Consider the following 13,863-nt stretch of genomic DNA (forward strand, 5'->3'; position numbering starts at 1 on the left):
TAAAAATACGCGAAATCTGTATTCGCGCCGGGACAAGGGACGGGCTGCTATTATCGGCACGTCCCTTTCCGGTGTGACGGCAAGTTTGTCGATTTCGAATATTGCCCTTTCCGTAACGCTCCCGACACGCTGCGAATGTTAAGCGGACAGTCCCGTCGAGGCGGGACATGCCACTTTCGTGCCAGGGGTGACGGGGCGGCGTGCCGACGGCACCCGCTCGAGGCGACAGATGCTGAATAATATTTATCGGCTTCTGCCGACCCACGGAGAAAAACGAATGCCGTTGACGATGACCCTGCGACACACTGTAGCCGCTACCCTTGCCTCGTTGAGCATGTTCGGCGCGCCACCCGTCGCTGCCCAGTCGGGTCTCGATGTCGTAACCGCTCAAGGTCCGCTGTCCGGTGTCGCCGGAAGTGACCTGCAAAGCTGGCTAGGCGTCCCGTTCGCGGCCCCGCCAGTTGGCGCTTTGCGCTGGCAGCCGCCCCAGCCGTTGAAGCCATGGACCGCCGTACGAAAGGCAAACACCGTTGCGTCAAGCTGCGCGCAGAACGCCGATCTCGGTGTGTTCGCGCGCGCCGGCGGGAGCGAGGATTGCCTCTATCTCAACGTCTATCGCAGTGCGTCCGCAGCGCAGGCGGGGCAGAAGCTGCCCGTGTTCGTCTGGATCCACGGCGGGTCGCTCCAGGTCGGACAAGGGGCGGATTATGACGCGACCAAGATGGCGCTGCGCGGCAAGGCGGTTGTCGTCACACTGAACTATCGTCTCGGCGTGTTCGGCTTCTTTGCGCAGAAGGCGCTGGACAATGAGGGTCATCCATCCGCCAATTACGGGCTGCTCGATCAGCAGGCGGCGCTTCGTTGGATCAAGCAGAATATCGGCGCATTTGGCGGTGATCCGACCAACGTGACAATCGCCGGCGAGTCCTCGGGCGGCAACAGCGTGATGCTCCAGATCGCGTCTCCTTTGGCTGCGGGCACCTTCCAGCACGCGATCGCAATGAGCGGTGCCGGTGAGATAAAACGCTACCCGGCGTTCGGTGCGCCGCGGCCGCTGGCACTCGCTGAGGTGCTTGGTGACCAGCTGGCAAAGGAAGTGGGGTGCACGGCCGACACAGCCGCCTGTCTGCGCGCGCTGCCGACCAAGCGCGTTCTTGATACCCAGACCAACTATCTCCTCAACGAGGCGATCATCGATGGCACCGTGTTGCCGATACATCCTGCGGATGCCTATCGGACGGGCCGGATCAATCATGTGACGTTGGTCAACGGCAATACCCACGATGAAGGGCGGTTCTTCGTCGCGCTCCCCGAACTGGCGTCCGGCAAGGCGATGACGGTGGCGGACTATCCGGTCTGGCTGAAACGCCAGTTTGGCGCGGCGCTAGCTCCCAAGGTCGCGCTCGAATATCCGCTCGACCGCTACGACAGCCCGAGCGAAGCGTTTGCCGCAGCTGCGACGGACAGCCTGTTCGCCTGCACGGGACGCACCCTGAACCGGTGGCTGGCCGACAAAATCCCGGTGTACGCTTATGAGTTTAGCGACGGCACCGCGCCAACCTACGTCGCCCCGACCACCTTTCCGCTTTTGGCGTCGCACACCTATGAGTTGGCTTACATATTCCCCGGTTTCCGGGGTGGGGCCGATGTGACGGTGAAGCTCAACCCGTTGCAGGAAAAACTGTCGGACCAGATGGTCGACTATTTTGCGCACGTCAGCGATCTTCCTTCCCGGACGGAATGGAACCGGTTCGACGCCAAGCGCGATGAAGTGATGAGCTTCAAGCTCACTGGCGCCAAGATGGAGTCAGGCAAGTTTGCCGCCTTCCACCGCTGCGATTTTTGGGATCGCTCGGGCACCTACTAAAGTGCTGAGGGATAGGGTGCTCCTTAGCTGCACGGGTAGCCGAGAAGTCCGGTAGCGGGGGCAACCTGACACTAGCGCGTTCGGCTGCTAGCTGTAGCTCGTGCAGTCGTTTAATCTCTGCAAAATCTGCGGAGGCTATTCGGGGTTGTTAAAGCGCGAGCAGGAAGGATTGAGCCTATGAACTTAGAGATCACTTACCACGCATATCTCGATTATCTGAACTCCAAGGACCTCGCGCAGCTCGAACGCTTCGTCGCCGAGAATGTCATCCATAACGGGCAATCCGTCGGTTTAGAGGGCTATCGTAAAATGATCGCTGACGATCAGAGCGACATCCCCGATCTCCGTTTCACCGCCGAGCTATTGATCGCCGACGTATCGAACATCGCTGCCCGACTCCGGTTCGACTGCCATCCGAAACGCAGGTTCCGAGATATCGACGTGAACGGCCGACGCGTGATTTTCCACGAGAACGTCTTCTATCGCTTCGCTAACGGAAAGATTCAGGAGGTCTGGTCGGTAATGGATAAGGCCGAGATCGAGAAAAACGTAGCTGCCGTGTAGCCGTTTTAATGCTTGATTGGTTACACAATCGGTCAGTTCTGGCATCGGCTCAAACGTCGCGCTTTTCCGCGGATTGGTCAGTGTCAGAACCCCGCATCAGAATGTTCGCTCTCGGGTCGGAGTGACCATCGTTAATGGGTGAAAGCGGTTGAGCCGGCTTTCCCGAAAACGAACCCCTTTTGCGATGCGGCCCGTGCCAGCTTCAATTCTCGAAATAGGATGGTATTCTGGGAATCTCTGGAGCGGTTCACGTTCGTCACCGCGATGGAAATACGATCCATGTTGCAGCCAAACGTCGACGCCGCTAACTGTTGCACATGAGCAATACAGTCAATCTCCTGAAGCGGACGGTTCACGGCAGTTTGATGGGACTGCTGGCTTGCGCCTCGATGGCGGACGCCAGAGCCAAAGCCTCTCTTCCGGATATGACCACAACCCTACGCGAACAGCGCGTGGAGAGTGCTTCAGTCGCCGTGATACGCAACGGACGGATCGTCTCGACTGGAGCTTGGGGCATGGCTGGCCCCAACCGTGCGACCACCGTCGCCACGCCCTACAATCTAGCCTCGCTGACGAAGCCGCTGACGGCAGAGGTCATTCTGCGACTGGTGTCGGCCGGCAAGCTGTCGCTTGATGAGCCGATGGACCGTTACTGGAGCGACCCCGACCTGTCGCGCGATCCCCGGCGGATGAAGCTGACGGTCCGCATGGCGCTGAGCCATCGCACCGGATTACCGAACTGGCGCGATGCAAAGGGGCTGGTCTTCGATCATGATCCTGGCACGACCACCGGCTATTCGGGCGAGGGGTATCAATATGCCGCGCGCTACGCCGAGCGTGTTACCGGAAAGTCGTTCGAGAGGCTTGCCGAGCGCTGGCTGTTCGCCCCGGCCCATATGCGTGCGTCAGGCTATGTGTCGGCGCAAGGTGAGACGGTGCCGATCGCCGTGCCGTATGACGACACAGGCAAGCCGCTGCCGGTCGAGCGGGTGACGCGATACAATGCTGCCGATCTGGCGCACGCGACCGCGCGTGATTATGCGCGCTTCCTCATCGATGCCCGCAACGACCGGGGCCTCGTCGCGTCTTTGGCGGCGGAGCGCAGCACATCGCAGGCCGACCTGACGCCTGAAATATGTGCCGGAACGAAGGCGGCCAGCTGTCCGCGCTGGACCGGCTTCGGACTCGGCTGGCAGCTCCTCGGCTTTCCCGGTGGCACGACGATGCTCCACACCGGCAAGGATGCCGGGGCCTTCACCTTCGCCGCGATCGATCGCGCGAACGGCGACGGGATCGTCATCCTGACCAATAGCGACAACGGGTGGCGGATCATCCTGCCTATCCTTGAGCGCACCAGCAGCGATCCAAAGCTGATCGCCTTCCTTCGCGGCCAGATGAACTGACAGGACCACGAGTATGTTGACCACCATCGCCATTGCCGCGGCATTGCTTGCGACACCCGTGCCGCCTCCGACCGATCCGCTGACGACGGAGATCGGCACGCTCGATACCAAGGTGTTCGATGCCTACAATCGTTGCGATCTGCCGGCCTTCTCCGGCTATTTCGATCCGAAAGTGGCCTTCTACCACGATACTGGCGGCGCGACGTTCGAGCGCGACGCGATGGTGGACGGCGTTCGCAAATACATCTGCGGGAAGGTGAAGCGCGAGTTGATCCCGGCGACCTTCCACATCTATCCGATCAAGGACTATGGTGCGATCGAGGAAGGCGAACACCGCTTCTGCGAACTGGCGACAGGCCGATGCGAAGGGATCGCCAAGTTCGTGATGGTCTGGGCGAAGCAGGATGGCGCATGGCGGATCACCAGCGTCCTCAGTTACGGACACCGCGCCGCGACGCCTGCCGAACAGCGGAGCGCTGCCGGCAGATAGCTCGCCGGCCGTTTCCCGATTGGGAACGTGGGGCGGGGAAACGGCACTGCAGATCGGCTCACGGCCACAGGCGGGTTTCGCTTTCCCAAAATCTGTTCCCGAAATGAAATTCTCGAAATTGCGAATTTCGATGGGAAAACGGGAAAGCTTAGAGTGACGGAAAACACATAATTTCCGATGGCACCCTCGAAGCCACTGACGCGACTGTTAATTGAGGCTCAGCCTGTTCGACAAACCCTGTCGCTTTGCCCGAGTAGGCCCAAACCCGGTTTTGGAGGTTTTCCGTCACAGCCAATCGTTAGCGTTCAACTGGGTCCGTTCTATGTGCTGACCCCCATCAGGAGGCTTTCAGTATCCGGCTTAACACAGCCTCTGCGTCGGTCGCCGGCACGAAGACGCGGGTCCGGTAAGCGATGATCTCGGCGAAGCAGCCGAGCGATTTCAGCCAGGGCAGCTGCGAGGCGGGTGCGTCCACGATCTCCACCCTCGGGTTGCCGTTCACGATCGAGCGCCGCAGCATCATCGGGAACGGCCGCACGACGTCGACACTTCGGCCTGAGAGGACCGATCGCGCGATCGCGTCGACCGGCAGATCGTCGGTCTTGGCGATTCCGAGCTTGGTGTAGAGCTGGACGACGTGCTGGTCGAATACGAGACGGCCTAGCCACGAATTGCCATGGGCGTCCGCAATCCGGTTTACCGCGAGATGGTCCGACGGCAGCGCCGACCAGATCGGCAGCAGCAGGCCGGTCGCCAGTCGGATCGTCTCGGTATCGACCTGACCCGCCGCCTCGGTGACCTCCGCGCTCCATTTGGCCTCGAAGGTCTCCCGGTCGACAACGTCCCATGCCGTTTCCAGCAGATCGGCCTCGCGCAGATACTCACGTCGGCAGGGACGCTGCAGTTCGATGCGCGCGATCGGCTGGCCATCGTCGTCCATCCACGACCGTGCCCGGGTCCGGAGCGCGATGCGCCCCGACCGGGCGTTGACCACGAACGCGACGTCGTCCTGCCATTTGGCGAGGTCGAGAATACGTTCGAGCGAGATGGGATTCTTGCGGCGGGCGATCTCGATCGTGAGAAGGTGCGAGGTCGCGCCCGACAGGGGATCGGTGCGCAGCAGCGTGTCGTCGAGGACCGTCGCGGTATCCGCCGTGATCGTCTCGACACCGACATCGAGCGTGCCGGCTTCGCGGGCTGCGGCGACGCGGGTTTCGACGAGTGCCAGGAATTCGTCGAAGATCAGGTTCTGGAGGCCGATTGGCAGCGCAAGCAGACGGTTCAGCCAGCGCTGGATGGGCGGCAGCTCTTCCTTCAGGACGCCGTCATTGTCGTGGAGCTCGAGGCCGGTTCGCGAGCAGAAGTCATCCATCGTCGTGCTGGTCAGCTTGCCGCCATCGAGGAGCGCGAACCATGTCAGGAGTGCATCCTTGGCATACTCACTTTCGAGATTGTCGGCCGGATCGAACAGGTTTTGCCCGCCGGTCTGCCGCTGGCCGCGCGTGAGGGCGCCAAGGCTGTCGAGGCGCCGCGCGATCGTTGAGGTGAAGCGCAGCTCGCCCTTGCAGTCGGTGGTTACCGGCCTGAACAGCGGTGTCGTCGCCTGATGGGTACGGTGCGTGCGACCAAGCCCCTGGATCGCGCGATCGGCACGCCAGCCGGGTTCGAGCAGGAAGTGGGCGCGCTGCTGCTGGTTCTTGGCGTCGAGGCTGGCATGGTACGAGCGCCCAGTGCCGCCAGCGTCTGAGAAGACCAGCACTCGCTTGGTACCGGCCATGAACGCCGCGGCCTCAACCTGGGAGGACCGACCTGAGCGGGTCTCGATCTTCTGGCGACCGTCCGACGTCGGTACGAGACGCCGCGACCGCCCCGTCACTTCGGCCACCATGTCGGTGCCGAAATGCTCGATCAGCGCGTCGAGGGCCGATTTGATCGGAGGCAGTGCACAGATGTGCTCGAGCATCTGGTCGCGGGCCGCGAGCGCGTCGGGGTTATGGACCGGGTTGCCGAACTCATCGCTCATCGGCGCCGAGCGCGCGGTACCGGTGTCGTCGGTATAGGTCTGCATCTGTCGCGTCGGGAACGCCCGCATCAGATAATCGGCAATATACTCGGTCGGTGACAAATCTATCGTAGGATCCGCACGCTCGTCGGCCGACATCTGGGCCAGGCGTCGATCGAGGATCGCCTCGGCGGTCGTGACCAGCTGTAGCACCACCGACTGGTCAGCCTTCAGATGCTGTTCGACCGCGGCGATAACCGTCGGCAGCTTCATCGAGAGCAGGACCTGCCCGAAGAAGCGCTGCTTGGTCGATTCCAGCCGCGAGCGTGCCGAGGCCTTGGCACCGCTGTTGAGCGTCGTCTTTTCGAACCCGTCGACGACGCCGGTCAGTTCCAGCGCCTCTTCCATGTTCTGATGAATGACGCTCCAGGCCTTGGCATAGGTGTCGTAGATCTCGATCTGCGCCGGCGTCAGTGCGTGCCGCAGCACGTCGTACTCGACGCCGGCGAAGCTCAGCGCGCGCGAGGTATAGAGACCGAGCGCCTTCAGGTCGCGCGCCACCAGTTCCATCGCTGCGATCCCGCCCTTGCGAATTTCGGCAATGAACGCCTCGCGGTCTGCGAACGCGGTGTCGGGTCCCCACAGGCCAAGCCGCACCGCGTAGGCGAGGTTGTTCACATCGGATGCGCCGGTTGCCGAGGCGTAGAGGACCCGGGCGCCGGGCAGGTCGTTCTGCAGCAGCACGCCGCAGATGCCCTGCTGTGAGCCTTCCTTCTTGCCCATGGCACCCTCGCCACCGGCGACGCCGCCCATCTCGTGGGCCTCGTCGAAGGCGATCACCCCGTCGAAATCGGAACCTGCCCAATCTAGGATCTGCTGCAGGCGGCTATGGTCGGAGCGCATCGAGCGCAGCGTCGGGTAGGTGACGAAGAGCACACCCTCGTCCAGTTTAATCGGCTGGTCGATCTTCCAGTTGGAGACCGGCTGTACGTCGCCCGACATGCCACCGAGCGCAGTCCAGTCGCGACGCGCGTCTTCGAGCAGCGGTTCGTTCTTCGACACCCAGATATGCCGGCGACGACCCTGTAGCCAGTTATCGAGAATGCACGCCGCGACCTGTCGGCCCTTACCCGCCCCAGTGCCGTCCCCCAGAAAGAAGCCCTTCCGGTAACGGCTGCCCTCGGGATCGATGGTGAGCCCGACGCCCTCCTTGGCAGGCTTGAACGCCCCGGGGAGCAGCTGACCCCAAGCATGGCCCGCATAGACCACAGTCTCGAGCTGCGATGAGGACAGCATCCGCTCCGTCACCGTGCGCTCCGGAAGGTGGGCAATGTGCGTCGGAATGGGTGCGGGTATCGAACCCATCGCCACGGATTCCACCAGCGCGGTCGGGTGGTCGCCGGCGACGTCGAACACGATCCGGCTTGGCCGGTAGGGCAGATAGCAACCAACCTGGTCGGCCAGAGGTGCGGCCGTAGCTAGCGTTCTGTAGCTGACCGGCAGTACGGTGTTGCGCACCGGTGCATGATAGGTACGAGCAACCGTCGCCTTGGCTTGCCGCGCCGCGCCGAACAGGCTGGGTTTGGGCTCCGGCAGTGCCGCTATCGGGGTATCAGCCACCAGCGAGGCCCGCGGCGGGATGGTTACGGCGTCGAGGAAACCCGCGACCGAACTGCGCTGAATGACGGTATGCGGCGTGCCGCCTGCTACCTTGTCGATGACGTAGAGCCGTACAGCGATGTCGGTCCCGTGCTTGCGGTAGCAGTGCTCCAGCCGAAGCGAGGTCCGAACCGTGCAGCCGGTCAGCACCGCCTCATAGGCCGCCTTAAGCCGTGCGCTCGGCGCGAACCAGTCGGGCATGATTGCCACCACCCGTCCGCCCTTTGCGACCCGCCGGATCGCTGCCTGGAGATGGCGAAGTGCAGCTAGATCGTCGGCGCCGCGACCGACGCTGCGCGAGAAGGGCGGATTCATCACCACCACGGTCGGCTTCGGCAGTCGCGCGTGCAGACTGACCAGCGCAGCGCCGTCGTGGCCGGTGACGATCGCGTCCGGGAAAATGCCGGCGAGGCGTTCGCGGCGTTTCGTGTCGATTTCGTTCAGCTGCAGGCTGGCGCACGCCGGTGCCTGAACGATCAGCAAGCCGTTGCCGGCGCTGGGTTCGAGGACGATGTCGTGCGGACCGATCGCGGCCATCAGCACGGCGATCGCCGCAATATCGACCGGCGTTGAGAATTGCTGGAGGTCGATCTGTTCCTCGCTGCGCACCGTCTGGGTCGGCAGCATCGTCATGATCGCCGACGCCTGTGCCACGTCCGACATACCAGTGAGCTGGTACGGCCGCGACGCGAGATGGAGCGCAATGCCGTGTTCGAGCATCTCGAAGCTGTCACGCTGCGTCCAATGTCCGTCTGCGTCCGAGCCGCCAAAGGCCGCTGTCATCGCCTCGTTCAGATCGCGGCGGGCGATCGGCGTACCCGATGCCAGCAACCCGGCAATTCTTGCCGCTGCGCTGTGATCGGTGACGGGCGGAAGATCGAACAAATCGAACATGGCAGGTTCCCTTGTTGCGCGCTGCCAATTCGACAGCTCACCGCCTCCCTCCCTCTCCCCTCTCTGCCGCCTCGAGCGCTTCGGCCCAGTCCTTGTAGCCCACTGGGTAATCGACCTGGATGACACGACTGTCGGATGCGAAGCGAGCAATGCTTCGCGCGACCGCACGGCGTCCGGCGAGATCATTATCGCCCGCGAGGATCAGCTTTGTAACGCTGTCAGGGATCGTCACGAGATCGAACCGGCGCGAGCCGAGCGTTGCCCAGCAAGGTAGTCCGCGGATCCGAGACCAAGCCCGCGCCGTCTCGAATCCTTCGGCCAGGCCAATGGTCGCACTAAGGCCACCGCCCCGCCATGCCCCGGTACCAAGCGTGCCGAGCGTCGCCTTCTGAGAATAGCCTCCATTGGGCTTCAGGAAAATGCGTTGAAAGGCGACCAGGCGCTGCGCTTCACGGACCCCGATCAGCAGTGCCGGCTTGAAGACAGTCATGGGTTTGGGACCTAGCGGACAGCGCGGATGGAAGCGGACGTCGGTTGGCACCGGCAACAGCCCCCTCGAGGCGAGGTAGCGCTCGGCCAGGTTACCGGAGACACTGACGGCCTCGTTCCACAGCCGGTCGATGTTGGCCGTACCCTTTGCCTGGGCCGGAACCGGCGGTTCATATCGGCGCCCGACTGGTATCCGGTCCAGCTCACGCAGGATGTCGCCAGCGTCGCACCCAGCAAAGCAGGTCACCAGCAGGCCGCGGTCACCCTGCCTGATCGAGAGGCTTGGCGTACCGTCGGCATGCGCGGGGCACCGACACATCGCGCTGTTCCCGTGCCAGGTGCCGGCAAGCGCGCCGACCAGATCGACGAGGTGCTGGGATGGTCGATTGGCGATGATAGCCATGTCCCATACCCCTTAGTGCGCACCGGCGGGGACGCCGGCGATCGCGTAGAAGGTCTTGTCACGATCGAAGTAGTTGGCGATCTCCTCGACAGCCGCTTCCGGGTCGGATGGCAGATCACGTCCTGTCTTCTTCGTCACATAGGCGGCCAGAGCCTTTTTGGCGGACATCTCGCTCGGATGGAAATCCAGGACGTCCTTGGCGCCGTGGTCCCTTATGAAAAGGACGTACTTGGTCATGGCTACAGGCCTCGTGCTGAAGGCTGCCTTTTCCGGCTGCCCTGGGGTGGAAGGTTAAGGCCGCTTTCCGCGACCCTTTTCTTACCCTCCCTCTCCACTCCATTTTTTTGACGGACCAAGTGGCGCACCGTCTCATTTACCAGCTGCTAAAATCTCGCCGCTAAGCTGCTCTTGGAACTAGAATCATTCTGCGCAGGTTTGTCGACCGCGCTCTTTTTCATTCGAGGTGTCGATGAACCAGTTTTCGCAGGTCGAGATTGCCAACTGGATCGCCATTTATCTGGCAGCGGCTATGTGCTGCGCAATCGCCATGGCTATGTCAGTCTCCGTGACGGTCCACGGTTTGTACCGTGACAAGGCATGGGAAGATGTTCGTAGTGTTTGTGGCGCCGTGCTTTTCCTGCCAAAGGCGTGGTGGCGCTGGCAAAAGCTGTATCTACTGTCGACACCGGTAACGCTTGGAATCGTTAGTTATTTTGCTGCGACGATGACTTGGAGCTGATCGCTCAAATATCCAGAACCCGAAGCAGTTTGGTCGACGCAGAATCCTGATCCATTTCGGACCTATCTAGCGTTACGAGATCACCCAGGACCTCCATGCGAGGGTGCGTCACCGCCTTAGCAGCTTCGTACTCGTCGCTTTCAAATCCCATCGCCTCCACCACGACCGTCCGCAATTCCCCCGTCATTCGCGACCTCGCCTCCAGGATGAAGTCGGGCCGGCAGGGGCCGTTTGGTGTCATTGAATCGAAGAGCGGCTTGCTGATGGCCATGTCGACACCCCGGGCATGTAACACGCGCTGGGTATCGAGGATTGCGCGTAGCGCCTTGCGCTCGAAGTCGGATTCCACAGGCACGAACATGCGTCCATTGTAGATCGGCTGCGCATAGGCGCGCAGGGGCGCATAACCGCGCGCCTCGGGATATTCGCCAGCAACGACAAGGACGATGTACGGTCCGCTGATGTGGTTACCCCTGATCGAAGGCGATTGGACGCGCGTCGCGATGGTGACCGGTTCACCGTCAGGCACATGGATTTCATTGCCTTTGATCGCCTTTGCATAGAGCGTCACGAAGCCTTGCGGAGCATGCGTCTTGGGCCACTTCGGCGCCAGTGCGCGTAGCGTGCCATAGACCGTGTTCGTCTCGAGGGGACGCGCGTGTGTCCAGAATGCCCTGGCCAGCTCGACACCCGGCGCGATCTCGATCTTGGCGGCCGCACGGCCGAGCGATGCGAACTCTTCCCTGATCGACCATTCGTAGCCCATACCCAACGGGGCAATCGTATTGCAGCCCGCGCTGTCGAGCAGGCGCCATAGGAGGCGCGCGAGCCGCGGGGTCGAGGCGTTGCGGGTCCGATCGTCGAGACTGTCGTCCTCAGGCCGCTGTGCGAGCTTCTCCGGCGCTGGTCGCAAGACTTCGAAAAAGCCTGAAGGTGGATCGGTCGGGGTGTTGTGGGACCTGACTTCCGTGATGCGATTGGTGGCCTGGTCGCGGAAGAAGGGGCAATCGGTGCGGTGCTCCGGCCGCTTGGTGCTGGTCAACCGGCGCAAATAGTAGGTTTCGGCCTCGGAGAGGTAAGCCGGCGTCAGGATGGGCGGGGCCTTACCCGGTCCCAGACAGTCGCAGGCGATCCAGCGGTGTCCGATCCGGGCATTCTGGACGAGCGTCACGCCAGCTTGTTCGTCGTGGAACGAGCCGTCGCCGACATACCAGCGCACCAGCGCGTCATGCAGGGGTGCCGGCAGCGGGATCCGATCCCCGCTGTTTCCGTCGGTATCGCGGTGGATCAACCACATGTTCGAGTGACCTTCAGGCGCTGATTTGGCTCAGTTTCGGCAGGTCTGGTGGTCTTGACAAGCACAAACCGCTTGATCTCAACTCTTCGATATCAAGGCCATTGGGGGTTTTCCGTGCGTTATCCACTCGCTGCTGCTGGCCTTTGCGCCGCTCTGATCGTCGGTTCGCAAGCTGGGGCCGCTCCAAAGGGCTCAGCGTTCCGGAAGGTTCAGCTGATCTCGATGACGGGGAGTCTGCCCACCGATGCCACGAACTCTTTGCCCGGGATCCCTCCATTAGCTGCAATAGCCAAGCCGTCGCCGCTGCCGGACGCCTTTCAAGTCCATGATCTTAGTCGCCGCTACGTTCAGTTCCGCATGCAGCAGGAGATCGCTGCAGCGGCGGTAACCTCGGTGGGTGCTCCTATTATGAGTGGCGAGCCCACGGGTATTGCGGCGTTTTCATCTATCCAGGTTCCGGGCTGGCTACGCGGGGGGATCACCATCCAGCCCGTCTCTTTCAAACCCGGTTGTGCTCCGCTGTCCTATCGTCCGTCAGGGTTTCTTGCCCGGAGTGCGGAGGCGCGTCGTGCCGCCTACTATGGGATGATGAGCGCGGTGGCCTGCGAGCATGGTATCCCGACCGGTTTGTTCGATGCGATGATTATCCGCGAGAGCGGGTACAATCCGATCGCCACATCGACGGCGAACGCCTACGGCCTCGCGCAGCTAATGCCGGGGACGGCGGTTGGCCTCGGCGTCGATCGGTATGATCCGCTGCAGAACATGCGTGGTGGTGCCCGTTATCTTCGGCAGCAGCTTGATCGTTTCGGCCAAGTTCACTTGGCGCTGGCCGCCTATAACGCAGGTCCAGGTCACGTGCACGGCGGCATGGTCCCGCGCATCACCGAAACACAGGCTTACGTCTCAGCCATTATCGCGAACTGGTCGCGGCTGACGTCGCCAGCTCGCTCGCCTTCCCCGATCTATAATCTGTCAGCGGGCTATACCAAGGTCGCCGCGATGCAGCGCTTCTAAGCAGAAATTGACCTCTGCTTAGGCTTCATGCGAACCGATGTAGTGACGGATTTACGGCGACGACCAAGCGAGTCTGTTCGTTCGCCGGATACGACCTCGATCAAGCTGACGTCATACTCTGGTAGCCGGTTTTCTGCTTCAATGCTCTTGAGAAGCTGCTTTAGCCGTTTCATTGGACCCATAGAACCAATTTTGTGATGAAGCTCCTCAAGATTGATGTCGATTGGACCAGCTTCGCAGTAACAATGGGCAATTTCGTAAAGACGACGTTCGATTGCACCCAAACGAAAATAGTCATGGTGATAATGGTAGATCCGCTGATCACGTTTGATTGCGCGGTATAGCCAATTGCATGGGCGGACGCGCACATAGCGAAGGACTTCGTCCCCGTTCGCCATTTTCTCGTACTCGACCTGCGCCTCGGACAGCCACGAGAACCAGCCCCGGTCGATTTTTGATCCGGTCTCGATATTCGTCTTTATCTGAGTGCCTTGAAGGCGTTCCAGCGCTTCACCAAACCGCCGGTAATCGCGTACCGACGGTCGCTCGACTCCGGTGATGCGAAAGAAGTCATGAGCTGAAAAAGTCACGTCCTCATCTGAGATCTGGCCATCAGCTATCGCCTGCGCAACGAGGGAGGCAACATACAGAAGGATTTCCTTGTCCCACATTGTCGCAACACCGGTTGCGCTTGGCCGGATTTGAATGGTCACCTGGTCATGCTTGTACTCGATAGGCTCAAGGTGCGCATTCTTCGAAAGCACGAAGAACGGGTAGTCCATGATGCTCCGCTCGCCGCGGACTTTTCCGTGAAGCGGGCTGTCCATGTCGAACAGTGAAATCTGCCGCGCTATCGCTGGTGATTTCGCCATCATCGATCCCCTTTGCAATACACCCCCTTCTTATCATTCTATCCTCTAGAATCACCCCTAGTCGAACATAGGGTAACTGAAAGCACGAGCTTTGGCGGTTCAATCGGTCGCGATCGCCGGATCTCGTCAGGGTACAACGAAAGGAGACGCTAGGCCTCGTGCTTTCG

Annotated in this window: 11 protein-coding genes; 6 read left to right on the plus strand and 5 right to left on the minus strand. The window is 61.5% G+C overall.

Translation table 11 applies throughout. From position 1 onward, the window contains the following. Positions 1-289 precede the first annotated feature (289 nt). The 4 genes from C8J46_RS15760 to C8J46_RS15775 all read left to right on the plus strand — a co-directional run bounded on the left by C8J46_RS15760 (position 290) and on the right by C8J46_RS15775 (position 4,324). Positions 290-1,867, plus strand: a complete 1,578-nt coding sequence (locus C8J46_RS15760; protein WP_165886588.1) for a carboxylesterase family protein — start codon at positions 290-292, stop codon at positions 1,865-1,867. Between the two features lie 177 nt (positions 1,868-2,044). Then, on the plus strand, positions 2,045-2,431 hold the full coding sequence (locus tag C8J46_RS15765) for an ester cyclase (RefSeq protein ID WP_132741222.1): 387 nt from the start codon (positions 2,045-2,047) through the stop codon (positions 2,429-2,431). A gap of 425 nt (positions 2,432-2,856) precedes the next feature. Next, the gene (locus tag C8J46_RS15770; protein ID WP_243643441.1) at positions 2,857-3,834 is read left to right on the plus strand and encodes a serine hydrolase domain-containing protein; all 978 of its coding nucleotides are present in this window, start codon (positions 2,857-2,859) and stop codon (positions 3,832-3,834) included. A 13-nt stretch (positions 3,835-3,847) separates the two neighbouring features. After that, complete coding sequence (locus C8J46_RS15775) at positions 3,848-4,324, plus strand: nuclear transport factor 2 family protein (protein ID WP_132741224.1); 477 nt, start codon at positions 3,848-3,850, stop codon at positions 4,322-4,324. Between the two features lie 337 nt (positions 4,325-4,661). Here the strand turns inward: C8J46_RS15775 and C8J46_RS15780 are convergent, their stop codons facing one another. Genes C8J46_RS15780 through C8J46_RS15790 form a run of 3 tightly spaced genes read right to left on the minus strand, consistent with a single transcriptional unit; the run spans position 4,662 to position 10,008 of the window. After that, on the minus strand, positions 4,662-8,879 hold the full coding sequence (locus C8J46_RS15780) for a strawberry notch-like NTP hydrolase domain-containing protein (protein WP_132741226.1): 4,218 nt from the start codon (positions 8,877-8,879) through the stop codon (positions 4,662-4,664). 37 nt (positions 8,880-8,916) lie between these two features. After that, the gene (locus C8J46_RS15785; RefSeq protein WP_132741228.1) at positions 8,917-9,771 is read right to left on the minus strand and encodes a toprim domain-containing protein; all 855 of its coding nucleotides are present in this window, start codon (positions 9,769-9,771) and stop codon (positions 8,917-8,919) included. Positions 9,772-9,783: 12 nt separating this feature from the next. Then, a complete protein-coding gene (locus C8J46_RS15790; RefSeq protein WP_132741230.1) occupies positions 9,784-10,008 on the minus strand; it encodes a hypothetical protein in 225 nt (74 codons plus the stop codon). Positions 10,009-10,240: 232 nt separating this feature from the next. Here C8J46_RS15790 and C8J46_RS15795 point away from each other — a divergent pair, with 232 nt between their 5' ends. Beyond that, positions 10,241-10,510 (plus strand): hypothetical protein, encoded by a 270-nt coding sequence (locus C8J46_RS15795; protein ID WP_132741232.1) that lies wholly within the window; start codon positions 10,241-10,243, stop codon positions 10,508-10,510. Positions 10,511-10,514: 4 nt separating this feature from the next. Here C8J46_RS15795 and C8J46_RS15800 read toward each other — a convergent pair whose 3' ends face one another. After that, complete coding sequence (locus C8J46_RS15800; protein WP_132741234.1) at positions 10,515-11,807, minus strand: hypothetical protein; 1,293 nt, start codon at positions 11,805-11,807, stop codon at positions 10,515-10,517. A gap of 222 nt (positions 11,808-12,029) precedes the next feature. Between C8J46_RS15800 and C8J46_RS15805 the strand changes: the two genes are divergently transcribed. Further along, positions 12,030-12,824 carry a lytic transglycosylase domain-containing protein gene (locus tag C8J46_RS15805; RefSeq protein WP_132741236.1) on the plus strand — a complete coding sequence of 265 codons (795 nt, stop codon included), beginning with the start codon at positions 12,030-12,032 and terminating at the stop codon, positions 12,822-12,824. On the opposite strand, the gene C8J46_RS15810 is transcribed toward C8J46_RS15805, so the two are convergent. Continuing rightward, the gene (locus tag C8J46_RS15810; RefSeq protein WP_132741238.1) at positions 12,821-13,696 is read right to left on the minus strand and encodes a replication initiator protein A; all 876 of its coding nucleotides are present in this window, start codon (positions 13,694-13,696) and stop codon (positions 12,821-12,823) included. The genes C8J46_RS15805 and C8J46_RS15810 overlap by 4 nt on opposite strands. Positions 13,697-13,863: the final 167 nt, after the last annotated feature.

The sequence above is a fragment of the Sphingomonas sp. PP-F2F-A104-K0414 genome (genome assembly GCF_004340945.1).
In the GTDB taxonomy this organism is placed as follows: domain Bacteria; phylum Pseudomonadota; class Alphaproteobacteria; order Sphingomonadales; family Sphingomonadaceae; genus Sphingomonas.

What these genes read in the sequence shown, in the direction of transcription:
- C8J46_RS15760 (WP_165886588.1), top strand. Translation starts at nt 290, where the DNA reads ATGACCCTGCGACACACTGTAGCCGCTACCCTTGCCTCGTTGAGCATG.
- C8J46_RS15765 (WP_132741222.1), top strand. Translation starts at nt 2,045, where the DNA reads ATGAACTTAGAGATCACTTACCACGCATATCTCGATTATCTGAACTCC.
- C8J46_RS15770 (WP_243643441.1), top strand. Translation starts at nt 2,857, where the DNA reads ATGACCACAACCCTACGCGAACAGCGCGTGGAGAGTGCTTCAGTCGCC.
- C8J46_RS15775 (WP_132741224.1), top strand. Translation starts at nt 3,848, where the DNA reads ATGTTGACCACCATCGCCATTGCCGCGGCATTGCTTGCGACACCCGTG.
- C8J46_RS15780 (WP_132741226.1), bottom strand. Translation starts at nt 8,879, where the DNA reads ATGTTCGATTTGTTCGATCTTCCGCCCGTCACCGATCACAGCGCAGCG.
- C8J46_RS15785 (WP_132741228.1), bottom strand. Translation starts at nt 9,771, where the DNA reads ATGGCTATCATCGCCAATCGACCATCCCAGCACCTCGTCGATCTGGTC.
- C8J46_RS15790 (WP_132741230.1), bottom strand. Translation starts at nt 10,008, where the DNA reads ATGACCAAGTACGTCCTTTTCATAAGGGACCACGGCGCCAAGGACGTC.
- C8J46_RS15795 (WP_132741232.1), top strand. Translation starts at nt 10,241, where the DNA reads ATGAACCAGTTTTCGCAGGTCGAGATTGCCAACTGGATCGCCATTTAT.
- C8J46_RS15800 (WP_132741234.1), bottom strand. Translation starts at nt 11,807, where the DNA reads ATGTGGTTGATCCACCGCGATACCGACGGAAACAGCGGGGATCGGATC.
- C8J46_RS15805 (WP_132741236.1), top strand. Translation starts at nt 12,030, where the DNA reads ATGACGGGGAGTCTGCCCACCGATGCCACGAACTCTTTGCCCGGGATC.
- C8J46_RS15810 (WP_132741238.1), bottom strand. Translation starts at nt 13,696, where the DNA reads ATGGCGAAATCACCAGCGATAGCGCGGCAGATTTCACTGTTCGACATG.